The organism is Enterobacter sp. SECR19-1250, from assembly GCF_013391025.1.
In the GTDB taxonomy this organism is placed as follows: Bacteria; Pseudomonadota; Gammaproteobacteria; order Enterobacterales; family Enterobacteriaceae; genus Enterobacter; species Enterobacter cloacae.
On sequence record NZ_JACASJ010000057.1, the window covers coordinates 1 to 24,447 of the forward strand.

Below are 24,447 nucleotides of genomic sequence, written 5' to 3' on the forward strand. Positions count from 1 at the left end.
ATGCGTGATCTGATCCTTCAACTCAGCAAAAGTTCGATTTATTCAACAAAGTCGCAGTAATGCTGAAGAAAGGGGTCAGCAGAAAAGAAATAGCCTCACAGTTCAATATTGCCATGTGTACGCTATATAAAAAATTCCCAGTAACCAAATGAAGTTGATAGCCGCTATTTCTTTGTGTTGAACGGCGGCTGGCTGGTGGTCTTTCGATAGTGCGAGTATTGAATTGTTACCAGCCAGTGAGGATTTTATCAACGATCACTCAGCAGGTAACGTTCGGGAAACGACTGCTTGCAATTTTGGTTGCAGTGGATATGGCATGGGCCGCTTCTTTGAAAAAACGGGGCGAGGCAAGCTCCCATTGACCGTCTTTATGAACGAAAAGCAAATAATCCGGGATGGTGTCTGGATCACGGACAACAGCAAAGGTGAGCATATCACCTGAGGCATTCGGCAATCGGTTGTCAGGCGGGAAGTAGATGCGCGCCCCTGCGATGATAATATTGTCCATATTAGAAGAACCAGTCATCAGCGGACTCCCATGTTTCTTTCAGTACATTTTCAACCTTCTTCTTGGCTGAGTCCTTATCGACCGTCCGAAGAACTGACAGGCCATCGCTTCCGGCTGGTTTAACGATAACCTCAACATCCTGGTATTCCTTGCTTAAGCGCCTTTCCATTTCAGCCTGCAGCGCAGCTGGAGCTTTGCTGGGAAGCTTCGAGAACTTCTCTTTTGCAATACTGATTTCGACACGCATAAAACCTCCTTTTACTGGTTGGATATACAGTTAATATTTAGCTGGTTATACATACAGTGTCAAGGTTTTACATGTCGGTGTAACACCCTAATTATTCCCCAGTTTTTTCCCGCCCAAATTTCAGGTATAAAAAAACCAACCGTAAGAGATTGGTTTTATTTAATATTTTTTGTCGATTGGTGGGCTGGTGGGAGTTGAACCTACAGCGCAGCATTTCGTTTAGTCGCTGCTTCTGGATTTTTGTAGTTGTTCAAGTCTGGCGTGCAGCGATTTAGGGAATAGCTCTGTATAAACCTGCCACAGTACATTCAATGATCTATGACCCGTCACTTGGGCAACTTCCTCAATACTGAATCCGGCTTCAAAAAGTCGACTCGCACCTTCCCGCCTCATATCGTGATAACGCAGATCCTCAATTCCAAGCGCGCTTCTTACCCTCTGAAAACCAGCAGTTACTGAGCCGCTAATGTAGGGGAAGATCAGCTCTGATTTGCGCGGCTGCCGCTGAACGATATCCCATGCCTCTCCGAGCAAAGCGACATTCATATGATTGCCTTCCTTCTTCCGTGGATCCTTCCTGTCCCTCACGAGCACAGATTTTTGCTTTTCGTCGATATCATCCCACCGCAGGCGGCAAACTTCGCCAATACGCATGCACGATAAAACTGAAAACATCAGAATGTCTACGAACGGGATTTTTGAGGCTCTGTGTTCTGAACGTTGTTTTAATCCTTCGATCAGCATGTCCAGTTCTTCAGATGCTGGCCGGCGGCTACGGCGATTTGATTTCCCAATCAGCCCAAGTTTGAGAAGGTGAGGGCGGGCCTCTTTTGCCGGGTTGCTGGTATAGTTAATGCCGTACACAGGCTTTGCACAATCCAGCACGCTTCCAAGGTAGCTGACATCATGACTCACGGTCGCCGGGCCTGCTCCTGCATTATTCCGAAGTCGGCAATGCTCTATCACATCATTTGCGGTCAGTGAGAGCAAGGGGATGGCTGCTATATCACAATCGACGAGCATATTCAGGACGTAGCTTTTTGTTCTCCCCGATTTGCCACCAGCGTTTGGATCGTTGATGTATTTTTGCAGCAGATCACGAACGGTGATTCCTGTTGCGTCGCCGGATGATGGGAGCCCATGAAGATCCAGCTCCTGCACGCGCTGATTTCCCCAGGTTTTTGCGTGCGCCTGCTTTGGAAATGTTTTGCTCTCTCTGTGTGTAACAACGCCCTTTTCTTTGATCAGGACGGTGCAACGATAGCGGGGAGTGCCGTCGGCTTTAAGTCGTTTCTCTATGTTATAATAGGCCATTCGCTCATCTCGTTAGAACAGGTTCCCATGCGTGTGGGGTCCTGAGTGGGAACCCAATGAGAGAAAAATATACGTAAATGTCAAAAAATGCACGGTAATCTTGAAATGATAAAAACCAACCAAACCAGCGCGACATCTGATAATTCTGGCAATCACTGGAGTGGTCGGTTTAGTGTGGCTCCTATGCTCGACTGGACGGACAGACACTGCCGCTATTTCCTGCGCCAGCTCTCCCGCCATACGCTGCTGTACACCGAAATGGTCACCACCGGTGCAATTATTCACGGTAAGGGCGACTATCTGGCGTATAGCGAAGAAGAGCATCCGGTTGCCCTGCAGCTGGGTGGCAGCGATCCGGCTGCGCTGGCGCACTGTGCGAAGCTGGCAGAAGAACGTGGCTACGACGAAATTAACCTTAACGTTGGCTGTCCGTCCGATCGCGTGCAAAACGGCATGTTCGGCGCCTGTCTGATGGGGAACGCACAGCTGGTAGCGGACTGCATCAAGGCGATGCGTGATGTGGTCTCCATTCCGGTGACGGTGAAGACCCGTATCGGTATTGATGACCAGGACAGCTACGAATTCTTGTGTGATTTCATCAATACGGTTGCCGGAAAGGGCGAGTGCGAGATGTTTATCATCCATGCGCGTAAAGCCTGGCTCTCTGGCCTTAGCCCGAAAGAGAACCGCGAAATTCCGCCGCTGGACTACCCGCGTGTGTATCAACTGAAGCGGGACTTCCCGCACCTGACCATGTCGATCAACGGTGGCATCAAGTCGCTCGACGAGGCCAAAACACATCTGGCGCATATGGATGGTGTGATGGTCGGTCGCGAGGCATATCAGAATCCGGGTATTCTGACGACGGTCGATCGCGAGATCTTCGGTGTTGAAGGCGCAGACACCGACCCTGTTGCCGTGGTACGGGCCATGTATCCGTACATTGAACGTGAGCTGAGTAACGGCACTTACCTTGGCCATATCACGCGTCATATGCTTGGCCTGTTCCAGGGGATCCCGGGTGCACGCCAGTGGCGTCGCTATCTGAGCGAGAACGCGCATAAAGCTGGCGCGGATATCGAAGTGCTGGAACAGGCGCTACGCCTGGTTGCAGATAAACGATAAATCTCGCTAAAAATTCGTCAAATTCACCACGCCCCGCACAGCCTTGCGGGGCGTTTTGCTTTTATAACAACATGTTAGGGTTGGCATGGATCTTGTAATGATTGCGACATCATTCGGGAACTCGTGGGAGAGAACCATGCTGGAACTGCTTTTTGTGATTGGCTTTTTTGTCATGCTGTTAGCCACCGGCGTGTCGCTGCTCGGCATTCTGGCAGCGCTTGTGGTGGCGACAGTGGTCATGTTTATTGGCGGATTATTTGCCCTGACGATCAAACTTCTGCCGTGGCTGCTGCTGGCCGTTGCGGTAGTGTGGGTTATACGGGCGATTAAATCACCAAAACTACCCACTTATCAGCGTAATAACCGCTTTCGTTACTAAGGTATTGAGGGGTTCGTCACATACCTGCAACTTTTCCGGCGGCATTGCTTAGAACGGAATAGGATTTACTTATCGAATCTGTCACTATGGCTGCCGCTAAAGAATTCATCGAGCTGTACCCTACATACAGCCGAACTAAAAAAAGAAAGGGCTTCCTCAGGGAAGCCCAATTTCTTTTATGGGATCAGGGAATTAACAGACTTGACCCCTGCGTTGACCGGCTCTCCAGCACCTCATGCGCACGTTGCGCATCGCTTAGCGCGTACTTCTGCGCATCTGCCACATCCACTTTGATGACCCCGCTGGCAATCAGCGAGAACAGTTCGTTACTGGCTTCGAGCAACTCTTCGCGATTGGTGATGTAGCCCTGCAGGGATGGACGAGTGACATACAGCGAGCCTTTCTGGTTCAGAATACCCAGATTCACACCGGTCACCGCGCCTGACGCGTTACCGAAGCTCACCATCAGACCGCGGCGCTGCAGGCAGTCCAGAGACGCTTCCCAGGTATCTTTCCCTACCGAGTCATATACCACGCGCACTTTTTTGCCGCCGGTTACCTCTTTTAAGCGTTCAACGATGCTCTCTTCCCGGTAGTTAATCACCTGCCAGGCGCCGGCCTGCAGCGCGCGCTGGGCTTTTTGCGCGCTCCCCACGGTGCCGATCAGTTTTGCGCCTAACGCTTTGGCCCACTGGCAGGCGATGAGCCCTACGCCGCCCGCAGCCGCATGGAACAGGAACTGCTCGTCGGGTTTGATTTCATAGGTTTTGCGCAGCAGATAATAGACCGTCAGCCCTTTAAGGAAGGAGGCCGCGGCCTGTTCAAACGAAATGGCATTGGGCAGGAGGGCAACTTTGTCTGCCGGAACGTTGTGCACGGAGCTGTAAGCGCCCAGCGCCGATTGCGCATACACCACGCGATCGCCTTCTTTAACATGCTTAACGGCGCTGCCCACTTTGCTGACCACGCCCGCCGCTTCGGTACCCAGACCGCTCGGCAGTGACGGCGGTGGATAAAGACCGCCGCGAATATAGGTGTCGATGTAGTTAATGCCGATGGCTTTATTTTCAACCTGCACTTCATTTTCGCCAGGCGCGGCGGGGGTAAACTCCACCGCGTTGAGTACGTCAGGGCCACCATGCTTGTGAAATTCAATACGTGTTGCCATGCTTCCTCCAGAATGTGGTAATCTTTCGACCCACTCTTTATCTCGGTAACTCCATTCACTATGGCAGGAAACAAACCCTTCAACAAACAGACTGAACCTCGTGAGCGTGATTTTCAGGTCGCCGGGTTAAAAGTCCCGCCGCACTCGATTGAAGCGGAACAGTCGGTGTTGGGCGGTTTAATGCTGGATAACGAGCGCTGGGACGACGTCGCCGAGCGCGTCGTGTCCGACGATTTCTACACCCGCCCGCACCGCCACATCTTCACCGAAATGGCGCGCCTGCAGGAGTCCGGTAGCCCGATTGACCTGATTACGCTCGCGGAATCGCTGGAGCGGCAGGGGCAACTGGACAGCGTTGGCGGTTTTGCTTATTTAGCAGAACTGTCGAAAAACACGCCAAGTGCAGCGAACATTAGCGCTTATGCGGACATCGTTCGCGAACGCGCCGTGGTTCGTGAGATGATCTCGGTCGCGAATGAAATCGCCGAAGCGGGCTTTGATCCGCAGGGTCGCACCAGCGAAGACCTGCTCGATCTCGCGGAATCCCGCGTCTTTAAAATCGCTGAAAGTCGCGCCAATAAAGACGAAGGCCCGAAAAACATCGCCGATGTGCTCGATGCCACCGTCGCCCGTATTGAACAGCTCTTCCAGCAGCCGCACGATGGCGTTACCGGAGTTAACACCGGCTATGACGATCTCAATAAGAAAACCGCAGGCCTGCAGCCGTCGGATTTGATTATCGTCGCCGCGCGTCCGTCGATGGGTAAAACTACCTTTGCGATGAACCTCGTCGAAAACGCGGCGATGTTGCAGGATAAGCCGGTCTTAATCTTCAGTCTGGAGATGCCATCAGAGCAGATCATGATGCGTTCTCTGGCGTCGCTTTCTCGTGTGGATCAGACCCGTATCCGTACTGGTCAGCTCGACGATGAGGACTGGGCGCGTATCTCCGGCACCATGGGGATCCTGCTGGAAAAACGTAACATCTACATAGATGACTCCTCCGGCCTGACGCCGACAGAAGTGCGCTCCCGTGCGCGCCGTATCGCCCGCGAGCATGGCGGTATTGGCCTTATCATGATCGACTACCTTCAGCTGATGCGCGTGCCGTCGCTCTCCGATAACCGTACGCTGGAGATTGCGGAAATTTCCCGCTCGCTCAAGGCATTAGCCAAAGAGCTGCATGTGCCTGTCGTGGCGCTCTCACAGCTTAACCGCTCCCTGGAACAACGTGCCGACAAACGCCCGGTCAACTCCGACCTGCGTGAATCCGGCTCCATCGAGCAGGATGCCGACTTAATCATGTTCATCTACCGTGATGAGGTTTATCACGAGAACAGCGACCTGAAAGGGATCGCCGAAATTATTATCGGTAAACAACGTAACGGCCCTATCGGTACGGTACGTCTGACCTTTAACGGACAGTGGTCGCGTTTCGACAACTATGCCGGTCCTCAATATGATGATGAGTAATTTCTAAGGAAATCAAATGCAAGCGGCAACTGTTGTGATTAACCGCCGCGCTCTGCGACACAACCTGCAACGTCTGCGTGAACTGGCTCCTGCCAGTAAACTTGTTGCAGTCGTGAAAGCGAACGCTTACGGACACGGTCTTCTTGAGACCGCGCGAACGCTCCCCGATGCCGACGCCTTTGGCGTTGCCCGTCTTGAAGAAGCCCTCCGCCTGCGCGCAGGGGGGGTCACCCAACCGATTTTGCTGCTCGAAGGCTTTTTTGAGGCTGCAGACCTGCCGACCATTGCAGACCAGCATCTGCACACGGCGGTACACAACGAAGAACAGCTTTCCGCCCTCGAAACCGCTGAGCTGAGCGAGCCAGTCACCGTCTGGATGAAGCTCGACACGGGCATGCACCGTCTGGGCGTACGTCCGGAACACGCGCAGGCGTTTTATCAGCGTCTGTGCCAGTGCAAAAATGTCCGCCAGCCGGTAAATATTGTCAGCCATTTTGCCCGAGCTGATGAGCCTGACTGCGGCGCTACTGAACAACAACTTGACATCTTTAACACCTTCTGCGAAGGCAAGCCGGGGATGCGCTCTATCGCGGCCTCCGGTGGCATTCTGCTGTGGCCGCAGTCGCACTTCGACTGGGCGCGTCCGGGGATTATTCTTTACGGCGTATCGCCGCTGGAGAACAGACCCTGGGGGCCGGACTTTGGCTTCCAGCCGGTGATGTCCCTGGTGTCTAAGCTGATTGCGGTGCGTGAGCACAAGGCGGGGGAACCGGTGGGTTACGGCGGCACCTGGACCAGCGAGCGTGACACCCGGCTGGGTGTGGTGGCGATGGGGTATGGCGACGGTTATCCACGTGCTGCGCCGTCCGGTACGCCGGTTCTGGTCAATGGCCGCGAAGTGAAGATTGTCGGTCGCGTGGCGATGGACATGATTTGCGTAGATCTGGGCCCCGATGCCCAGGATAAAGCGGGCGACGATGTGGTGATGTGGGGTGACGGTTTGCCCGTCGAACGCATCGCGGAAATCACGAAAGTGAGTGCTTACGAACTTATAACGCGCCTGACATCAAGGGTGGCGATGAAGTACATCGATTAAACTGCTGTGAATGCCGGGGGGCAGCGTTGCCTGACCCGGCATGGAACAGGTTAAACGCTCGATCTTCTGTCATATCCGGTTTATTGTTGAATTCCCTGCCTCATCGAATTCCGGAGAACCATCGCGTGTTTCAGAAAGTTGACGCCTACGCCGGCGACCCCATTCTCTCCTTAATGGAGCGTTTCAAAGAAGATCCTCGCAGCGACAAAGTGAATCTCAGCATTGGTCTGTATTACAACGAGGACGGCATTATTCCTCAGTTGAAAGCCGTTGCTGAAGCGGAAGCGCGTCTTAACGCCGCCCCGCACGGTGCTTCTCTTTATCTGCCGATGGAAGGGCTCAATACTTACCGTAACGCCATCGCGCCGCTGCTGTTTGGTGCCGATCACGCGGTGCTCGCACAAAAACGTGTGGCAACCATCCAGACCCTGGGCGGTTCAGGCGCGCTTAAAGTGGGTGCGGACTTCCTGAAAAAATACTTCCCGGATTCAGGGGTATGGGTCAGCGATCCCACCTGGGAAAACCACGTGGCGATTTTTGAGGGTGCCGGCTTTAAGGTGGCGACCTATCCATGGTTCGACAGTGAAACCAACGGCGTGCGCGTTGACGCGCTGCTGGAAAAACTGAATACCCTGCCAGAGCGCAGCATTGTGCTGCTGCACCCGTGCTGCCACAACCCGACCGGGGCAGATCTCACCAACGCCCAGTGGGATGCGGTGATTGAGGTGCTGAAAGCGCGCAACCTGATCCCCTTCCTCGACATCGCCTATCAGGGCTTTGGCGCAGGGATGGAAGAAGATGCCTATGCCATCCGTGCCGTGGCCAGCGCCGGTCTGCCTGTTCTGGTCAGCAACTCGTTTTCAAAAATCTTCTCCCTGTACGGCGAGCGCGTGGGTGGCCTCTCTGTGGTGTGCGAAGACGCCGAAGCGGCAGGTCGCGTACTGGGGCAACTGAAGGCGACCGTGCGCCGCATCTACTCCAGCCCGCCAAACTTTGGCGCGCAGGTGGTGGCGACTGTGCTGGGAGACGAACAGCTAAAAGCCAGCTGGCTTGCAGAAGTGGAATCCATGCGTAAGCGTATTCTGTCGATGCGTCAGGAGTTGGTTAACGTGCTGAAAGAGGCCGTACCGGGGCATAACTTCGACTACCTGCTTAAACAGCGCGGGATGTTTAGCTACACCGGGCTGAGCGCCGCACAGGTTGAACGTCTGCGCGAAGAGTTCGGCGTCTACCTGATTGCCAGCGGACGTATGTGCGTGGCGGGTCTGAATGCCAGCAACGTTCATCGCGTGGCGCAGGCATTTGCTGCAGTAATGTAAGTACTTACTCACCCTCCCTCTCCTCGTTGGAGAGGGCCGGGATGAGGGCATCAGGCCGCACAAACAGGTTGCCCGGCATTCTGTGATCTTCTTCTTTTTATCCAACCTCATAAGCAAAAACTCCTTCCCTTCATCTCCCGCTGGGGTTATGGTCGGATAGATTTTTGACCAGTCGCTCAAATTAAAACGATAACAAACTGAATATTCAGGGGAAAATATGCGCAAGATCACACTGGCGCTCAGCGCCGCCTGCTTATTGTTCTCGCTTAACAGTACGGTCGTCGCGCGCGCTTCCGCACCGACGCCGCTTTACACCGGCACTACCGCCGCTATTCTGGCTGAACAAGCCCCCATTCACTGGGTCTCTGTAGCCCAGATTGAAAACAGCCTGATGGGCCGCCCGCCAATGGCCGTGGGCTTTGATATTGACGATACCGTTCTCTTCTCCAGCCCCGGGTTCTGGCGCGGTAAAAAAACATACTCACCGGACAGCGAAGCGTATCTGAAAAACCCGGAGTTCTGGGAAAAGATGAACAACGGCTGGGACGAATTCAGCATCCCGAAAGAGGTGGCCCGCGCGCTTATCGCCATGCATGTAAAACGCGGCGACAGCATTTACTTCGTTACCGGACGCAGCCAGACCAAAACGGAAACCGTCTCTAAAACCCTGCAGGATGATTTCCTGATCCCGGCGGCCAGCATGAACCCGGTGATTTTCGCGGGTGACAAACCGGGACAAAACACCAAAACCCAGTGGCTGGAGCAGAAACATATCAAAGTCTTCTACGGTGATTCAGACAACGATATCAGCGCCGCGCGTGATGTGGGAGCCAGAGGGATCAGGGTGTTACGCGCCTCAAACTCGACCTATCGCCCGCTGCCAATGGCCGGGAAGTTTGGCGAAGAGGTCATTGTGAACTCAGAGTATTAAACCGTTGGCGGCGAGTTTGGCTCTTTTTTAATCAAATCTCGTCGCTGCGGGTTTTACCTTTCGTCTTCTTGCTGCACACTTAGAAAGATTCACTTTCATAACGGAGCAGCACATGTGGTACCAACAAACCATGACCTTAAGCGCTAAACCTCGCGGATTTCACCTGGTGACGGATGAAGTTATCGGGCAGATCCGCGATCTGTCGCGCGTCAAAACGGGTTTGCTGCATCTGCTGCTTCAGCACACGTCGGCCTCTCTCACGCTTAATGAAAATTGCGATCCCACCGTCCGGTCTGATATGGAGCGGCATTTTCTGAAAACCGTTCCGGACAACGCCTCCTACGAGCATGACTATGAGGGGGCGGACGACATGCCTTCGCATATCAAATCTTCTCTGCTGGGCGTATCGCTAATGCTGCCGGTACACAACGGGCGGCTTCTGCTGGGAACATGGCAAGGGATCTGGCTGGGAGAACATCGCATTCACGGTGGTTCGCGTAAAATTATCGCAACGCTACAAGGGGAATAAAGATGACAATTTCGGAGCTACTGCAGTACTGCATGAGTAAGCCAGGCGCGGAGCAGAGCGTTCACAGCGACTGGAAAGCCACGCAGATTAAAGTGGGAGATGTGTTGTTTGCGATGGTGAAAGAGGTGGAAGGCCGCCCGGCGGCGTCGCTTAAAACCAGCCCGGAGCTGGCGGAGCTATTACGTCAGCAGCACGACGACGTCCGGCCGAGCAAACATCTGAACAAAGCGCACTGGAGTACGGTCTATCTCGACGGTTCACTCCCGGGGTCGCAGATTTACTACCTGGTGGACGCGTCTTATCAGCAGGCGGTTGAGCTGCTGCCGGAAGCGACCCGACAGCAACTCTCCGTGTGACAATTACAGCAACGGTTTAAGGAAGCGCGCGGTGTGCGAGGCTTCGCACTCTGCAACGGTCTCTGGCGTACCGGAGACGAGGATTTCACCGCCGCCGCTGCCGCCTTCCGGGCCGAGATCGACAATCCAGTCCGCGGTTTTAATCACGTCCAGGTTGTGCTCAATGACCACAATAGTGTTGCCCTGATCGCGAAGCTGATGCAGAACGTCGAGCAACTGCTGGATATCCGCAAAGTGCAGACCGGTGGTCGGCTCATCGAGAATGTACAGCGTCTGCCCGGTACCGCGTTTGGACAACTCACGCGCCAGCTTCACGCGCTGCGCTTCACCTCCAGAGAGCGTGGTCGCTGACTGCCCCAGACGAATGTAGGTCAGTCCTACGTCCATCAGCGTCTGCAGTTTACGCGCCAGCGCAGGCACGGCATCAAAGAACTCGCGCGCCTCTTCGATGGTCATATCCAGCACTTCGTGGATGGTCTTGCCTTTGTACTTAATCTCCAGTGTTTCACGGTTATAGCGTTTGCCTTTGCACTGGTCGCACGGCACGTAGATATCCGGCAGGAAGTGCATCTCAACCTTGATCACGCCGTCGCCCTGACACGCTTCACAGCGGCCGCCGCGAACGTTAAAGCTGAAACGTCCTGGCGTGTAGCCGCGCGAACGCGCTTCCGGTACACCGGCGAAGAGTTCACGGACGGGCGTGAAGACTCCGGTATAGGTCGCCGGGTTGGAACGCGGCGTACGGCCAATCGGGCTTTGGTCGATGTCGATAACTTTATCGAAATGTTCCAGCCCCTGAATGTCGCGGTACGGTGCAGGTTCGGCCAGCGTCGCGCCGTTCAGCGCCGTCTGCGCAATCGGGAACAGCGTATCGTTGATCAGCGTCGACTTACCGGAACCGGATACGCCGGTGATACAGGTAAACAGCCCGACGGGCAGCGTCAGCGTCACGTCTTTCAGGTTGTTGCCGCGAGCGCCGGTGAGTTTCAGCACTTTTTCCGGGTTCGCCGCCACGCGCTGTTTCGGCACTTCAATTTTGCGCTTGCCGCTCATGTACTGGCCGGTTAACGACTCTGGCACCGCCATGATGTCTTTCAGGGTGCCTTCCGCGACCACCTGGCCGCCGTGCACGCCCGCGCCCGGGCCGATGTCGATCACATGGTCGGCAGCACGGATCGCATCTTCGTCGTGCTCGACCACAATCACCGTGTTACCGAGGTTACGCAGATGAATAAGCGTTCCGAGCAGACGCTCGTTGTCGCGCTGGTGCAGGCCGATGGACGGTTCGTCCAGGACATACATGACGCCCACCAGGCCCGCGCCAATCTGGCTGGCCAGACGGATACGCTGGGCTTCACCGCCGGACAGCGTCTCTGCGGAGCGGGAAAGCGTCAGGTAGTTCAGGCCGACGTTCACCAGGAATTTCAGACGGTCGCCGATCTCTTTCAGCACTTTTTCGGCAATCTTCGCCCGCTGGCCGGAGAGCTTCAGGTTGTTGAAGAAGTCCATTACGTGACCGATGCTCATGTCTGAGATGGTCGGCAACGCCGTGTTTTCGACAAACACGTGGCGCGCTTCGCGACGCAGACGCGTGCCCTCACAGGTGGCGCAGGAGCGGTTGCTGATGAACTTCGCCAGCTCCTCGCGCACCGCGCTGGATTCGGTCTCTTTGTAGCGGCGCTCCATGTTGTGCAGCACCCCTTCGAACGGGTGGCGACGCACGGAGGTATCGCCGCGATCGTTCATGTATTTGAACTCGATGTTCTCTTTACCGGAACCGAACAGGATCACTTTGTGCACGTTCGGGCTCAGGCTGGCCCACGGCGCTTCCACGTCGAACTTATAGTGCTCTGCCAGCGATTTAAGCATCTGGAAGTAGTAAAAGTTACGCTTATCCCAGCCACGGATCGCACCGCCAGCCAGCGACAGTTCAGGATTCTGGATCACGCGGTCCGGGTCAAAATACTGCTGTACGCCCAGGCCGTCACACGTCGGGCAGGCTCCCGCCGGGTTGTTAAAGGAGAACAGACGTGGCTCCAGCTCACGCATGCTGTAGCCGCAAATCGGGCAGGCAAAGTTGGCGGAGAAGAGCAGTTCTTCCGCGTTCGGGTCGTCCATATCGGAGACCACCGCCGTACCGCCAGAGAGTTCCAGCGCAGTTTCAAAGGATTCCGCCAGACGGGTCGCCAGATCGTCACGCACTTTAAAGCGGTCAATCACCACTTCGATGGTGTGTTTTTTCTGCAGCTCCAGCTTAGGGGGATCGGACAGGTCACACACCTCGCCGTCGATACGGGCGCGGATATACCCCTGGCTTGCCAGGTTTTCCAGCGTTTTGGTGTGCTCGCCCTTACGCTCTTTAATGATTGGGGCAAGCAGCATCAGGCGTTTGCCTTCTGGCTGCGACAGCACGTTATCCACCATCTGGCTCACGGTCTGCGCCGCCAACGGGACGTCGTGATCCGGGCAGCGCGGCTCACCTACGCGGGCATACAGCAGACGCAGGTAGTCATGAATTTCGGTAATGGTACCGACCGTTGAACGCGGGTTGTGGGAGGTGGACTTCTGCTCAATAGAGATAGCAGGCGAAAGCCCCTCGATATGGTCTACATCCGGTTTTTCCATCAATGACAGGAACTGGCGCGCATACGCAGAGAGTGATTCAACGTAACGGCGCTGTCCTTCGGCATACAGGGTGTCGAAAGCCAGTGAGGATTTGCCAGACCCCGAAAGCCCGGTCACGACGATGAGTTTGTCGCGAGGGATTATGAGGTTGATATTCTTGAGATTGTGGGTGCGGGCGCCCCGAACTTCGATCTTATCCATTCACCTTTCCCGGTTGGAACACGGATTGCCTGGTTTGTTTGAAGGACAAACGGCTGTCAGAAACGGCTAATTATGACACAATTTAACCTGTTTGAATATACAGTATTGGAATGCATTTTCTGATTAGCTGTGTAACAATGTCGAGTTCGCGAGAGATTTCTGAACCCGCCACGCAACTATGCAAATTGACGCGTGGAAATGGTACACTCGCGCGTTTACACTATTAAGAAACGTATTCAGGAGACACGAACATGGCCAGCAGAGGCGTAAACAAGGTGATTCTCGTCGGTAATCTGGGCCAGGACCCGGAAGTACGCTACATGCCGAGTGGTGGCGCAGTTGCCAACATTACGCTGGCTACTTCCGAATCCTGGCGTGACAAAGCAACCGGTGAGATGAAAGAGCAGACCGAATGGCACCGCGTTGTGCTGTTTGGCAAACTGGCAGAAGTGGCCGGTGAGTATCTGCGTAAAGGCTCTCAGGTTTATATTGAAGGCCAACTGCGTACCCGCAAATGGACCGATCAATCCGGTCAGGAAAAGTACACCACTGAAGTGGTGGTAAACGTAGGCGGCACCATGCAGATGCTGGGTGGCCGTCAGGGCGGCGGCGCACCAGCAGGTGGCGGCCAGCAGCAGGGCGGTTGGGGCCAACCTCAGCAGCCACAGGGCGGCAACCAGTTCAGCGGCGGCGCGCAGTCTCGCCCGCAGCAGCAGTCCGCTCCGGCACCGTCTAACGAACCACCAATGGACTTCGACGACGATATTCCGTTCTGATTCACGGATATGCAAAATAAAAAAACCCAGACATCGGTCTGGGTTTTTTATTCAGTCAGGTATCAGGTAATTACCATCGGCCAGTCTGGTGGCGTATGGCTCATTGCCTCAACCATCACTACTTTAATATTTTCCCAGACGGCGGCAATATCCAGCAGGGTGATACCAAGCAGACCCGTTGCAAACCAGCAAGCCGCGCCCAGTCCTAACAGCGTACTGATGACCGCAAGACCCGCGTAGTCAGATTTACGAAACTGAATGTTCAGCGTGCTGGCTAAAAACATCAGTACCGCACTCAACAAAGGCCAGCGCAGGAGAACCATGCTGGTCGTAATGGTTGCCATAAAACCCATCCTCTCCAAAACAGACGAACTGAATGAAACAGTGTTTCTCGTTACATGATATGTGTGAACTATATCACATTTGTTGATTTATTCGCCAGTGCCTGTGCGAGCAGATAGGGGATTTTATTACGCTGAAAAAGAGAGGCGGCAGGATGGGGTTGCCTTCGACATCGGCGGATGCGAACCCACCACGTGCCGGGAGCAACCTCCTTTGGCCGAGTAGAGGAGGGCAACGGCGTTCCCAGCGATGCCTTTTTATAAATGAAGCCTTATTCTCTGCTGATCCTGGAAATAATGTGGTAATAGCAGAACGTTTATAAAACATTGATCAAATTACACCCGTTCAGGCTGGATAAATATTTCCCTTAATAGAAACGGAACGAATACTTTTAGTTTAGCTTACGGACAAATATTATCGTCATAACGAAATTTAAGATTTTTAATACTAAAAGTCAGTTGCTAACTTCGCATGATTCATGCAACGTAATCACCTGTTTATCAAAGCATCCGGCCTTCATTACTACAGGCGTACAACATGCAGGGATATAGGGCGGGAAATGAATCGTAGCGCGCGGCGCAAGATGCTCAGAGTGGTAGGGATCATCATGGTAGTTATGCTGCCGGTGATGCTTGCGCTATGGTTTGCCCAGCTAAGAGCGGTGTCGGAAACAAGCGCGCAGTTACGCACATTTGCTGAACTGGCTTTAGACAAAACTGAACTGGTTATTGAACAGGTTGATCTGGCCCGGGCCGAAGCGGAAAAATATCAGGGTAAAGTTTGTACGCCGTCACATCGGCAATATATGTTGAACGTGGTTCGCGGCCGTCTGTTCATCGCTGATTTAATTTATGCCGAAGGCCAGAATTTTCGTTGCTCATCCATTTTTACCCCGGATCGGCCCTACGCGATCTCCCCCGCTAATTACATCCGTAAACCCGATATCGCTATCTATTATTACCGTGATACGCCATTTTTCACTGGCTATAAAATGACATATATGCAGCGCGGGAATTATGTCGTGGTGGTTAATCCGCTCTCGTACAGTGAAGTGATGTCCACCGATCACTCTCTCTCATGGGGCGTGTACGATACGGTAACGAATGCCTTCTTTTCCGTCAGTCAGAAAGCCAACGTTTCTTTATTAAACTCGATGATTCGGGATAAGGACGTGGTATTTCAAAAAGATGACCGTTTTTATACGGTGGTAAAATCGGATAAACGTCCGATTGCCGCCATCGTTTCAACGTCGAATAAACGCTTCTATGAAACGCTCTACCATCAGGCGACGTTGACGCTGCCGCTGGGAATGATCTGTAGCATCATTATTTTGCTGGTCTGGTCGCGCACCCACCGTGAGCTGAACTCCCCAGGACGATTGCTGCATCGGGCGCTGAATAAACGTCAGCTTTGTGTCCATTATCAGCCAATCATCGATATCAAGAATAATCAGTGCGTGGGGGCAGAGGCGTTGTTACGCTGGCCTGGTTTTAACGGGCCTGTCATGAGCCCGGCGGAATTCATCCCGCTGGCGGAAAAAGAGGGGATGAGTGAACGCATCACGGATTATGTTGTAGAAGAGGTCTTCAGCGATCTGGGCCATTTCCTGGCCGCGCATCCTGACCTCTATATTTCGATCAACCTGTCGGCGACGGATTTTCACTCTTCGCGGCTGATCGCCATGATTTCCGATAAGGCGCGGCACTATGCCGTGCGTGCGCAGCAGATCAAAATCGAAGTGACGGAGCGCGGATTTATTGATGTGCCGAAAACTACGCCGGTTATCCAGGCTTTTCGTCAGGCGGGTTATGAAGTGGCAATCGACGATTTTGGTACAGGTTACTCGAACCTGCATAATCTCTACTCGCTGAATGTCGATATTCTGAAAATCGACAAATCCTTTATCGACACCCTAACCACCAACAGCACCAGCCATCTTATCGCCGAGCATATTATCGAGATGGCGCAGAGCCTGCGGCTCAAAACCATTGCGGAAGGGGTAGAAACTGCCGAGCAGGTAAGCTGGTTGTTGAAGCGCGGTGTACAGTTCTGTCAAGGATGGCACTTCGCGAAAGCGATGCCGCCCCAGGAGTTTATGACCTGGCAGCAGCAACCTTTGCACTGATAAACCTTAATTCAACTGGTGACGGTAATCGCTTGGCGTGCGGTCAAACTCGCGGCGAAACACGCGGGAAAAGGTTTGTTGCGACACATACCCCAGATCCATCGCGATATCAAAAATAGGCCGCTGCGTAGAGCGTAACGCCTGCGCTGCCAGCAGTAACCTGCGCTGACGAATGTACTCACCCAGCGTCTGGTGCATTACGGTCCGGAACATTCTCTGTAAATACCATTTCGAATAGCCCGACTTTTTCGCGACCACATCAATGTTCAACGGTTGGTCGATATGTTCATCAATCCATTCAATAAGTGTCTGAATAATTTGCTGATGCGACATAAGGTTGCCCTCTGTAGATACAACTTTCCTGGTTGATTCGTCGTTTTCTCTGTGGGGGAGTATAATTCCTCAAGTTAACTTGAGGTAAAGAGGTTTTATGGAAAAGAGATTGCCGAGAATAAAAGCGCTTTTGACCCCGGGTGAAGTGGCTAAGCGAAGCGGTGTGGCAGTATCGGCGCTCCACTTCTATGAAAGTAAAGGGTTAATCAAAAGCATCCGTAACGCCGGAAACCAGCGGCGCTACACCCGTGACGTGCTCCGCTACGTGGCGATTATTAAAATTGCGCAACGAATCGGAATTCCCCTGGCCACCATCGGTGAGGCGTTCGGCGTGTTACCGGAAGGCCACACGCTGAGCCCGAAAGAGTGGAAAGAGCTGTCATCCCAGTGGCGAGAGGAGCTGGACCGGCGTATTCATACGCTGGTGGCGCTGCGTGACGAACTGGACGGGTGCATCGGTTGCGGTTGTTTGTCGCGCAGCGATTGCCCGTTACGCAACCCCGGTGACAAACTGGGCGAACAGGGGACGGGGGCGCGGCTGCTGGAAGAGGATTGAGATCTGTTTGCCGGGTTGCAGCTGCGCCTTATCCGGCAACAAAGCATAATAAAGAACTAAAGCGCCACATATGGGCGCTTTAGTTTTTTCCGGTCTTTGTCTTTCTCTCTATCCCGCTGGCTCACGGGAGGGTTTCCCCCGACATCAGCACCCCTCATGTCGAGCTGGTTGAGGAGGTTCCGGTTTGTGCTGACACTTTAATTCTATGTAAGGGCCGCTTTTTCGCCAGTCACCGGGGCCGCTTTTTTGGCGAATATTTTTCGCGGTGTTGTTCAATTTTCTATAGTTAAAAAGTATGAATAACAGGAGACCTCTATGCTCACGGTACATCACCTTAACCAGTCGCGCTCACACCGCGTGATCTGGGCTCTGGAAGAACTTTCTCTGCCCTATGAGATTGTTCACTACCAGCGCGAAAAAACGATGCTGGCTCCCGAGTCCCTTAAACGCGTGCATCCGTTGGGCAAGTCACCGGTCATTGAAGACAACGGGCTGATCCTTGCTGAATCCGGTGCCATTCTGGAGTATCTGCAGGAAACCTACGACGCAGAATCGCAGCTTAAGCCGCTGGATCCTGCCCACAAGGTGCAATACCGCTTTTGGTTACACTATGCAGAAGGTTCTCTTATGCCACTGCTGTTAATGAAGCTGGTATTTAGCAGCCTCGGTAAACCGCCCGTGCCGTTTGGAATACGCACGCTGGGGAAAGCGCTGGGTCAGGGTGTGCAAAAAGCCTATCTCAACCCCCAGCTCGAAACCCACGCGCGTTTTATTGAATCTCACCTGGCTGAAAATAGCTGGTTTGCCGGAGAGACACTCAGCATGGCCGATATTCAGATGAGTTTCCCGATTTTTGCCCTGCTGGCACGCGGCGGTGTCGAGGATCTTCCGCACACCCATGCCTGGAAGAAAAAGGTCGAAAATCGTCCTGCCTGGCAGAGAACCCTGGAACAGGGCGGGCCGTTAACGATCCCTGGCGAGGCGTAATTTGTAACCCCATTGCGCATAAACGATAACGTTTGCGCATCCTCTGCTTATTTCTTCATCGTCATAAGGGAAATTTAGCGAAAAACGAGAAAGTTCAGTTGAAAAGGGCGGTGATTAGGCTGGATAATCGTTTGCCTAAATTCGACCACCCGTTTTGTAAGCGCGGAGCTAAACGTTTGCTTTTTTTGTGACGCCCCTTTTCGTCGCAAACGCAGCACAAGGATTTGACGTTTTGCTGGCAGTGGAGTCTCCACCACGCTTACGGACTTTCTATAAAAACTCTCAGGGGATGTTTTCTATGTCTACGCCATCCGCGCGTACCGGCGGTTCACTTGACGCCATCTTTAAAATTTCTGCTCGCGGCAGCACCGTGCGCCAGGAAATCGTTGCCGGTCTGACAACGTTTCTGGCAATGGTGTACTCCGTCATCGTTGTGCCGGGCATGCTCGGTAAAGCAGGCTTCCCACCGGCAGCGGTCTTTGTTGCAACCTGTCTTGTCGCCGGTGTTGGCTCCATCGTAATGGGGCTGTGGGCGAATCTGCCTATGGCGATTGGCTGTGCCATTTCCTTGACCGCCTTCACCGCGTTTAGCCTGGTGCTGGGCCAACACATCAGCGTACCGGTTGCCCTGGGCGCCGTCTTCCTGATGGGCGTGCTGTTCACCATTATCTCGGCAACCGGCATTCGTAGCTGGATTTTGCGCAACCTGCCGCACGGCGTAGCACACGGCACCGGTATCGGTATCGGGCTGTTTCTGCTGCTGATTGCCGCCAATGGCGTGGGTCTGGTCATTAAGAACCCGCTGGACGGTCTGCCGGTGGCGCTGGGTCACTTCGCCAGCTTCCCGGTGATCATGTCCCTGATTGGCCTGGCGGTGATTATTGGTCTGGAAAAACTGAAAGTCCCAGGCGGCATTCTGCTGACCATTATCGGTGTGTCCATTGTTGGCCTGATTTTCGATCCGACCGTGCATTTCTCCGGTATTTTTGCCATGCCGTCACTGAGCGATGACAACGGTAACTCCCTGATTGGCAGCCTGGATATTGTCGGCGCGCTGAACCCGGTGATCCTGCCAAGCGTGCTGGCGCTGGTGATGACGGCGGTGTTTGATGCCACCGGTACCATCCGTGCGGTGGCCGGTCAGGCGAACCTGCTGGATAAAGATGGTCAGATTATCGACGGTGGCAAAGCGCTGACCACCGACTCCCTGAGCAGCGTCTTCTCGGGTCTGGTAGGGGCTTCTCCGGCTGCGGTCTATATTGAGTCCGCTGCGGGCACCGCGGCAGGCGGTAAAACTGGCCTGACCGCCATTACCGTTGGTGTGCTGTTCCTGCTGATCCTGTTCCTCTCTCCGCTCTCTTATCTGGTGCCAGCCTACGCTACGGCTCCGGCGCTGATGTACGTCGGCCTGCTGATGTTGAGCAACGTGGCGAAAATTGACTTTGCGGACTTTGTGGACGCGATGTCAGGCCTGATCACTGCGGTATTTATCGTGCTGACCTGTAACATCGTGACCGGCATCATGATCGGCTTCGCGTCGCTGGTGATTGGTCGCCTGGTCTCCGGTGAGTGGCGCAAGCTGAACATCGGCACCGTGGTTATCGCCGTTGCGCTGGTGGTGTTCTACGCGGGCGGCTGGGCAATCTAAATTGTCCTTTGATGCGAAAACGGGTGGCTCAGGCCGCCCGTTTTTATTTTCAGGACTCATCCCGTTGCCTTTTGCGTTACTCTGGGGAAGATAGAATAAAAGGCACGACGCCTTCCGTAGTACATAAGTAACACAGCAAACAGGGAACGCATGGAAATCTTTTTCACAATACTCATCATGACCCTTGTGGTCTCATTATCCGGGGTGGTTACACGCGTACTGCCCTTTCAGGTCCCCCTGCCATTAATGCAAATTGCTATCGGCGCGTTGCTGGCGTGGCCGACGTTTGGCCTGCACGTTGAGTTCGACCCGGAACTGTTCCTCGTGCTGTTTATCCCGCCACTGCTGTTTGCCGATGGCTGGAAAACACCCACGCGCGAGTTTCTGGAACATGGGCGCGAGATCTTCGGTCTGGCGCTGGCGCTGGTCGTCGTGACCGTGGTCGGGATTGGTTTCCTGATCTATTGGGTGGTTCCGGGGATCCCGTTAATACCCGCTTTTGCGCTGGCCGCAGTCCTGTCGCCAACCGATGCCGTGGCGCTGTCCGGCATTGTGGGTGAAGGGCGGATTCCGAAGAAAATCATGGGCATCTTACAGGGAGAGGCGCTGATGAACGACGCCTCCGGTCTGGTTGCCCTGAAGTTCGCCGTGGCCGTCGCAATGGGAACGATGATCTTTACCGTTGGTGGCGCGACCCTGGAATTCTTCAAGGTTGCTATTGGCGGTATCCTGGCGGGCTTCGTGGTGAGCTGGCTGTATGGCCGCTCGCTGCGCTTCCTCAGCCGCTGGGGCGGTGATGAACCCGCAACGCAGATCGTACTGCTGTTCCTGCTGCCGTTTGCCTCCTATCTGATTGCCGAACACATTGGCGTGTCGGGCATTCTGGCAGCGGTAGCGGCAGGGATGACCATTACCCGCTCCGGCGTAATGCGCCGCGCGCCGCTGGCCATGCGTCTGCGTGCAAACAGTACCTGGGCAATGCTGGAATTTGTCTTCAACGGCATGGTCTTCCTGCTGTTGGGTCTGCAACTGCCGGGCATTATGGAATCCTCTCTGGTGGCGGCGGAGGCCGATCCGAACGTTGAAGTCTGGATGCTCTTTACCGACATCGTGCTGATCTACATGGCGCTGATGCTGGTGCGCTTCGGCTGGCTGTGGACGATGAAAAACTTCAGCGTGCGCTTCCTGAAGAAAAAGCCGATGGAGTTTGGTTCGTGGACCACGCGTGAGCTGCTGATTGCCTCCTTTGCGGGGGTACGCGGGGCGATTACCCTGGCCGGTGTGCTCTCCATTCCGCTGCTGTTGCCGACGGGCGATGTCTTCCCGGCGCGTTATGAACTGGTCTTCCTGGCGGCGGGCGTGATCCTGTTCTCACTGTTTGTCGGTGTGATTATGCTGCCGATTTTGCTGCAGCATATCGACGCCGGGGACGCCACGCAGCAGCATAAAGAGGAGCGGATTGCCCGCGCCGCCACTGCCGAAGTGGCCATTGTCGCTATTCAGAAAATGGAAGAGCGCCTGGCCGCCGATGCCGAAGAGAACATCGACAATCAGCTGCTGACGGAAGTGAGCTCACGCGTGATTGGTAATCTGCGTCGCCGGGCTGACGGCCGTAACGATGTGGAAAGCTCGCTGCAGGAGGAGAACCTGGAGCGCCGGTTCCGTCTGGCGGCGCTGCGCTCCGAGCGTGCCGAGCTGTACCACCTGCGCGCCACGCGGCAGATCAGCAACGAGACGCTGCAAAAGCTGCTGCACGATCTGGATCTGCTGGAAGCGTTGTTGATAGAGAATCAGTAACGCTGTTTTTGCCCGGTGGCGCTGCGCTTACCGGGCCTACGTGCGCGATCGGTTCCCTCTCCCTGTGGGCTGAGGGTTCCCCACAAAATAATGCCTGCACGGAGGCCCCCCCTCTCCCTTGAGGGAGAGGGTTGGGGTGAGGGGGAACATATGGCTGTAGAGGTAATTCCGTTCACTTTATGTTCCTTGCTACTCTGTAACGACATAGCCCGTGAACGTGCCAGGGTGGCTCAGTCGCCACCACCCTGGCGACCCGGGCTCCCGGCGGTAAATCGCCGCTTCGCGGTGCCCTCGGCTTATTCCTTCCGGCTTATCGGGGACGGGCGGATGTAACGTCCCTGTAAAGCCGCCCTCTCGGCGCATCCCTGCGCCTCGCCCCGGCCTGCAGGAAACGCCTCAGCGATTTACAGCCGGACCAGGACGTCGCTATAAGTCATTCATTTTCCTGAAGCAACATTCATCACTTCCGGTAAAAAATTACTGGGGATTCCTCAGCCCTGTTGGAGAGGGGTAGGGTGAGGGCACCCAAAATCCCTCACAACATTGCAGCCACGCCTGGGCGCTGTGCGACAAATATATCCCTTCTCGCCAGATCATCCCCAACTGCCAGTGCAAATCGCTTTCGAGTGGGATCCAGCGCAGCGTGTTTTTATCCAGACGCTCGCAAATCGGCTGCGGCAGAATGGCAATCCCCACGCCTGCCTGCACCATCGCTGCCAGGAAATCCCACTGGCCGCTGCGCACCGCAATGCGCGGCTTCACGCTATGTTGATTAAACAGCGTCATCAGCTGGCGGCTGAGGGCGAAATCTTCGTTGTAGATCAGCAGAGGGTATTCGCCGAGCAGTTCAGGTTTCACTGAGTCTCGCTTCAACCAGTCGCCGGAGCGGGGAACCAGCACGCACAGCGGATGGCTAAAGAGCGGAAGCGTCGCCAGACCGCTCTCTTCCTCAACGGGGAGGGCTGTCATGGCGACGTCCAGCTCGCCGTTGGTTACGGCCTGCTGGACGGTTAATCCACCAAACTCCGAAATTTTGAGTTCAACGCCGGGGTAACGCTGGCGAAACAGGCTAATCGGCCCGGCCATCATCATCCCGACCATCGGCGGAATACCAAGGCGCAGCACCCCTTTGGTCAGGTGGTTAATATCGTCTAGCTCCGCTTCCAGCTGACGAAACTCGGCCAGGATCGCCAGGCCACGTTCAAACACCACGCGCCCGGTATCGGTAAGCAACAGCTTGCGTCCGTCGCGGATCAGCAGGGTACAGTTGAGTTCATCTTCGAGGTTTTTCAGCATTTTGCTGATGGTGGGCTGGGTAACAAATAACTTCTCCGCTGCGCGGGTAAAACTCTGCTGGCGAACCACTTCGACAAAATAGCGCAGCGTTCTTATGTCCATGATTATTCCTCGAAACTATACCTTCGATGATTTTAATTCATTTCAGTCCATACCGTGCGCTCACTATACTGGCGCCTCGTCTCATTTTTGAGGAAAACCCCCATGGCCGTGGCGTTAAGCCGTGTTACGCCTGCCGTTGTGCAACGACTCCAGGTACCGGTTCAGGTACTGCTCTACGCGGGACTGTTTGTTTTTGCGGAATATCTTGTCGGCTGGCTGCATCTGCCGCTGCCTGCCAACCTGGTGGGGATGGTGTTGATGCTGACGCTCATTCTCTGCCGCGTTATCCCCCTTAGTTGGGTGCGTGCCGGCGCGCGATGGCTGCTGGCAGAGATGTTGCTGTTCTTTGTTCCTGCCGTGGTGGCGGTGGTGAACTATGCGCAACTGCTGATGGTGGACGGCTGGCGGATCTTCGCGGTCATCGCCCTGAGCACGCTGATGGTGCTGGGCGCCACCGCCTGGGTGGTGGGCAAGGTTTATCGCTTCGAGATCCGCAGGCAAAAACATGACTAACTTCCAGATAAGCGTGCTGTGCCTGATTGCCACGCTGGTTATCTACTTTGCCAACAAACGCCTGTATCGTCGCTTTCACGCGCTGCCGCTGATGCCGCTGGTCTTCACGCCGATCCTGCTGGTGCTGATGCTGGTTTTTGGCCATATCTCCTGGCAAAACTACATTGGTGAATCCCACTGGTTGCTGTGGCTACTGGGGCCGGCCACCATCGCCTTTGCGGTGCCGGTGTACGACAACCTGAATATCATTAAACGTCACTGGATGTCGCTCAGCGCGGGGGTGATTACCGCCACGGTGGTGGCGGTCTGTAGCTCCGTCTGGCTGGCGCGGCTGTTTACGCTGCCCGATGAAATTCAGCGTAGCCTGGCCGTGCGCTCGGTAACGACGCCATTTGCGCTGGCAGCCGCTAAACCGCTCGGCGGACAGCCGGATCTGGTGGCGCTGTTCGTGGTTGTCACCGGTGTCTTCGGTATGGCGGTAGGCGACATGCTATTTCTGCGGCTTTCTATCCGTGAAGGGTTGGCAAAAGGGGCGGGATTTGGCGCGGCGTCACACGGCGCGGGAACGGCACGCTCTTATGAGTTGGGTCAGCAGGAGGGGGTTGTAGCAAGCCTGGTGATGATGCTTTCCGGCGTGTTGATGGTGCTGATTGCGCCGCTGGTGGCGTGGGTGATGTTCTGAACTCCCCGGCCCGAAGGCC

Annotated in this window: 24 protein-coding genes and 1 pseudogene; 17 read left to right on the top strand and 8 right to left on the bottom strand. The window is 54.7% G+C overall.

The window, feature by feature from the left end:
• Positions 1–56: 56 nt before the first annotated feature.
• A pseudogene (locus tag HX884_RS27650) lies at positions 57–152 on the top strand (helix-turn-helix domain-containing protein); the annotation flags it as partial.
• A gap of 107 nt (positions 153–259) precedes the next feature.
• On the opposite strand, the gene HX884_RS15305 reads toward HX884_RS27650, so the two are convergent.
• The 3 genes from HX884_RS15305 to HX884_RS15315 all read right to left on the bottom strand — a co-directional run bounded on the left by HX884_RS15305 (position 260) and on the right by HX884_RS15315 (position 2,069).
• Positions 260–526 (bottom strand): hypothetical protein, encoded by a 267-nt coding sequence (locus HX884_RS15305; RefSeq protein WP_128754880.1) that lies wholly within the window; start codon positions 524–526, stop codon positions 260–262.
• Positions 510–755, bottom strand: a complete 246-nt coding sequence (locus HX884_RS15310; RefSeq protein ID WP_032620563.1) for a DinI-like family protein — start codon at positions 753–755, stop codon at positions 510–512. Before HX884_RS15310 ends, HX884_RS15305 begins: the two co-directional genes overlap by 17 nt.
• A 219-nt stretch (positions 756–974) precedes the next feature.
• Complete coding sequence (locus HX884_RS15315; protein ID WP_032620560.1) at positions 975–2,069, bottom strand: site-specific integrase; 1,095 nt, start codon at positions 2,067–2,069, stop codon at positions 975–977.
• 87 nt (positions 2,070–2,156) lie between these two features.
• Here HX884_RS15315 and dusA point away from each other — a divergent pair, with 87 nt between their 5' ends.
• Positions 2,157–3,194: a tRNA dihydrouridine(20/20a) synthase DusA gene (gene dusA, locus HX884_RS15320; protein ID WP_096897055.1), complete on the top strand. Its 1,038-nt coding sequence runs from the start codon at positions 2,157–2,159 to the stop codon at positions 3,192–3,194.
• 136 nt (positions 3,195–3,330) lie between these two features.
• Complete coding sequence (pspG, locus tag HX884_RS15325) at positions 3,331–3,573, top strand: envelope stress response protein PspG (RefSeq protein ID WP_013095061.1); 243 nt, start codon at positions 3,331–3,333, stop codon at positions 3,571–3,573.
• Positions 3,574–3,757: 184 nt separating this feature from the next.
• On the opposite strand, the gene HX884_RS15330 is transcribed toward pspG, so the two are convergent.
• Positions 3,758–4,741: a quinone oxidoreductase gene (locus HX884_RS15330; RefSeq protein WP_013095062.1), complete on the bottom strand. Its 984-nt coding sequence runs from the start codon at positions 4,739–4,741 to the stop codon at positions 3,758–3,760.
• A 60-nt stretch (positions 4,742–4,801) separates the two neighbouring features.
• Here HX884_RS15330 and dnaB point away from each other — a divergent pair, with 60 nt between their 5' ends.
• The 6 genes from dnaB (at position 4,802) to HX884_RS15360 (ending at position 10,445) form a co-directional block, all read left to right on the top strand.
• Positions 4,802–6,214, top strand: a complete 1,413-nt coding sequence (gene dnaB, locus HX884_RS15335) for a replicative DNA helicase (RefSeq protein WP_013095063.1) — start codon at positions 4,802–4,804, stop codon at positions 6,212–6,214.
• Positions 6,215–6,230: 16 nt separating this feature from the next.
• Entirely contained in the window at positions 6,231–7,310 is a 1,080-nt protein-coding gene (gene alr / locus HX884_RS15340) for an alanine racemase (protein WP_178328439.1), read from the top strand.
• A 125-nt stretch (positions 7,311–7,435) separates the two neighbouring features.
• Positions 7,436–8,629, top strand: coding sequence for an aromatic amino acid transaminase (tyrB, locus tag HX884_RS15345; RefSeq protein ID WP_038418465.1), 1,194 nt, complete (start codon positions 7,436–7,438; stop codon positions 8,627–8,629).
• A gap of 217 nt (positions 8,630–8,846) precedes the next feature.
• Complete coding sequence (aphA, locus tag HX884_RS15350) at positions 8,847–9,560, top strand: acid phosphatase AphA (RefSeq protein WP_013095066.1); 714 nt, start codon at positions 8,847–8,849, stop codon at positions 9,558–9,560.
• A gap of 112 nt (positions 9,561–9,672) precedes the next feature.
• Positions 9,673–10,089: a secondary thiamine-phosphate synthase enzyme YjbQ gene (locus tag HX884_RS15355; protein ID WP_178328440.1), complete on the top strand. Its 417-nt coding sequence runs from the start codon at positions 9,673–9,675 to the stop codon at positions 10,087–10,089.
• 2 nt (positions 10,090–10,091) lie between these two features.
• Entirely contained in the window at positions 10,092–10,445 is a 354-nt protein-coding gene (locus HX884_RS15360) for an MmcQ/YjbR family DNA-binding protein (protein ID WP_013095068.1), read from the top strand.
• A 3-nt stretch (positions 10,446–10,448) separates the two neighbouring features.
• Here HX884_RS15360 and uvrA read toward each other — a convergent pair whose 3' ends face one another.
• Positions 10,449–13,271: an excinuclease ABC subunit UvrA gene (uvrA, locus tag HX884_RS15365; protein WP_178328441.1), complete on the bottom strand. Its 2,823-nt coding sequence runs from the start codon at positions 13,269–13,271 to the stop codon at positions 10,449–10,451.
• A gap of 251 nt (positions 13,272–13,522) precedes the next feature.
• Here uvrA and ssb1 point away from each other — a divergent pair, with 251 nt between their 5' ends.
• Entirely contained in the window at positions 13,523–14,047 is a 525-nt protein-coding gene (gene ssb1, locus HX884_RS15370) for a single-stranded DNA-binding protein SSB1 (protein WP_003860284.1), read from the top strand.
• Positions 14,048–14,109: 62 nt separating this feature from the next.
• On the opposite strand, the gene HX884_RS15375 is transcribed toward ssb1, so the two are convergent.
• The gene (locus HX884_RS15375; RefSeq protein WP_008503385.1) at positions 14,110–14,391 is read right to left on the bottom strand and encodes a YjcB family protein; all 282 of its coding nucleotides are present in this window, start codon (positions 14,389–14,391) and stop codon (positions 14,110–14,112) included.
• A 557-nt stretch (positions 14,392–14,948) separates the two neighbouring features.
• On the opposite strand from HX884_RS15375, the gene HX884_RS15380 reads away from it, so the two are divergent.
• On the top strand, positions 14,949–16,514 hold the full coding sequence (locus HX884_RS15380; protein WP_023622182.1) for an EAL domain-containing protein: 1,566 nt from the start codon (positions 14,949–14,951) through the stop codon (positions 16,512–16,514).
• 6 nt (positions 16,515–16,520) lie between these two features.
• On the opposite strand, the gene soxS is transcribed toward HX884_RS15380, so the two are convergent.
• Positions 16,521–16,847, bottom strand: coding sequence for a superoxide response transcriptional regulator SoxS (soxS, locus tag HX884_RS15385; RefSeq protein ID WP_013095071.1), 327 nt, complete (start codon positions 16,845–16,847; stop codon positions 16,521–16,523).
• Positions 16,848–16,944: 97 nt separating this feature from the next.
• Between soxS and soxR the strand changes: the two genes are divergently transcribed.
• The 4 genes from soxR to HX884_RS15405 all read left to right on the top strand — a co-directional run bounded on the left by soxR (position 16,945) and on the right by HX884_RS15405 (position 21,835).
• On the top strand, positions 16,945–17,403 hold the full coding sequence (soxR, locus tag HX884_RS15390) for a redox-sensitive transcriptional activator SoxR (protein WP_013095072.1): 459 nt from the start codon (positions 16,945–16,947) through the stop codon (positions 17,401–17,403).
• A gap of 315 nt (positions 17,404–17,718) precedes the next feature.
• Positions 17,719–18,390: a glutathione S-transferase family protein gene (locus HX884_RS15395; protein ID WP_013095073.1), complete on the top strand. Its 672-nt coding sequence runs from the start codon at positions 17,719–17,721 to the stop codon at positions 18,388–18,390.
• Positions 18,391–18,688: 298 nt separating this feature from the next.
• A complete protein-coding gene (gene ghxP, locus HX884_RS15400) occupies positions 18,689–20,038 on the top strand; it encodes a guanine/hypoxanthine transporter GhxP (protein ID WP_013095074.1) in 1,350 nt (449 codons plus the stop codon).
• A 150-nt stretch (positions 20,039–20,188) separates the two neighbouring features.
• Positions 20,189–21,835 carry a Na+/H+ antiporter gene (locus HX884_RS15405; RefSeq protein WP_013095075.1) on the top strand — a complete coding sequence of 549 codons (1,647 nt, stop codon included), beginning with the start codon at positions 20,189–20,191 and terminating at the stop codon, positions 21,833–21,835.
• Positions 21,836–22,312: 477 nt separating this feature from the next.
• On the opposite strand, the gene HX884_RS15410 is transcribed toward HX884_RS15405, so the two are convergent.
• Positions 22,313–23,233, bottom strand: a complete 921-nt coding sequence (locus HX884_RS15410) for a LysR family transcriptional regulator (protein ID WP_178328442.1) — start codon at positions 23,231–23,233, stop codon at positions 22,313–22,315.
• Positions 23,234–23,335: 102 nt separating this feature from the next.
• Between HX884_RS15410 and HX884_RS15415 the strand changes: the two genes are divergently transcribed.
• Together HX884_RS15415 and HX884_RS15420 are read left to right on the top strand one after the other, a co-directional pair.
• The gene (locus HX884_RS15415; RefSeq protein ID WP_178328443.1) at positions 23,336–23,746 is read left to right on the top strand and encodes a CidA/LrgA family protein; all 411 of its coding nucleotides are present in this window, start codon (positions 23,336–23,338) and stop codon (positions 23,744–23,746) included.
• Complete coding sequence (locus HX884_RS15420; protein ID WP_013095078.1) at positions 23,739–24,428, top strand: LrgB family protein; 690 nt, start codon at positions 23,739–23,741, stop codon at positions 24,426–24,428. Before HX884_RS15415 ends, HX884_RS15420 begins: the two co-directional genes overlap by 8 nt.
• Positions 24,429–24,447 lie beyond the last annotated feature (19 nt).

Coding starts and splice junctions, on each gene's coding strand:
- soxS (WP_013095071.1), bottom strand. CDS start 16,847: ATGTCGCATCAGCAAATTATTCAGACACTTATTGAATGGATTGATGAA.
- HX884_RS15395 (WP_013095073.1), top strand. CDS start 17,719: ATGCTCACGGTACATCACCTTAACCAGTCGCGCTCACACCGCGTGATC.
- HX884_RS15420 (WP_013095078.1), top strand. CDS start 23,739: ATGACTAACTTCCAGATAAGCGTGCTGTGCCTGATTGCCACGCTGGTT.
- soxR (WP_013095072.1), top strand. CDS start 16,945: ATGGAAAAGAGATTGCCGAGAATAAAAGCGCTTTTGACCCCGGGTGAA.
- HX884_RS15410 (WP_178328442.1), bottom strand. CDS start 23,233: ATGGACATAAGAACGCTGCGCTATTTTGTCGAAGTGGTTCGCCAGCAG.
- HX884_RS15330 (WP_013095062.1), bottom strand. CDS start 4,741: ATGGCAACACGTATTGAATTTCACAAGCATGGTGGCCCTGACGTACTC.
- ssb1 (WP_003860284.1), top strand. CDS start 13,523: ATGGCCAGCAGAGGCGTAAACAAGGTGATTCTCGTCGGTAATCTGGGC.
- alr (WP_178328439.1), top strand. CDS start 6,231: ATGCAAGCGGCAACTGTTGTGATTAACCGCCGCGCTCTGCGACACAAC.
- HX884_RS15355 (WP_178328440.1), top strand. CDS start 9,673: ATGTGGTACCAACAAACCATGACCTTAAGCGCTAAACCTCGCGGATTT.
- pspG (WP_013095061.1), top strand. CDS start 3,331: ATGCTGGAACTGCTTTTTGTGATTGGCTTTTTTGTCATGCTGTTAGCC.
- HX884_RS15315 (WP_032620560.1), bottom strand. CDS start 2,069: ATGGCCTATTATAACATAGAGAAACGACTTAAAGCCGACGGCACTCCC.
- ghxP (WP_013095074.1), top strand. CDS start 18,689: ATGTCTACGCCATCCGCGCGTACCGGCGGTTCACTTGACGCCATCTTT.
- HX884_RS15415 (WP_178328443.1), top strand. CDS start 23,336: ATGGCCGTGGCGTTAAGCCGTGTTACGCCTGCCGTTGTGCAACGACTC.
- dnaB (WP_013095063.1), top strand. CDS start 4,802: ATGGCAGGAAACAAACCCTTCAACAAACAGACTGAACCTCGTGAGCGT.
- HX884_RS15375 (WP_008503385.1), bottom strand. CDS start 14,391: ATGGCAACCATTACGACCAGCATGGTTCTCCTGCGCTGGCCTTTGTTG.
- dusA (WP_096897055.1), top strand. CDS start 2,157: ATGCACGGTAATCTTGAAATGATAAAAACCAACCAAACCAGCGCGACA.
- HX884_RS15360 (WP_013095068.1), top strand. CDS start 10,092: ATGACAATTTCGGAGCTACTGCAGTACTGCATGAGTAAGCCAGGCGCG.
- HX884_RS15305 (WP_128754880.1), bottom strand. CDS start 526: ATGACTGGTTCTTCTAATATGGACAATATTATCATCGCAGGGGCGCGC.
- uvrA (WP_178328441.1), bottom strand. CDS start 13,271: ATGGATAAGATCGAAGTTCGGGGCGCCCGCACCCACAATCTCAAGAAT.
- HX884_RS15380 (WP_023622182.1), top strand. CDS start 14,949: ATGAATCGTAGCGCGCGGCGCAAGATGCTCAGAGTGGTAGGGATCATC.
- HX884_RS15405 (WP_013095075.1), top strand. CDS start 20,189: ATGGAAATCTTTTTCACAATACTCATCATGACCCTTGTGGTCTCATTA.
- aphA (WP_013095066.1), top strand. CDS start 8,847: ATGCGCAAGATCACACTGGCGCTCAGCGCCGCCTGCTTATTGTTCTCG.
- HX884_RS15310 (WP_032620563.1), bottom strand. CDS start 755: ATGCGTGTCGAAATCAGTATTGCAAAAGAGAAGTTCTCGAAGCTTCCC.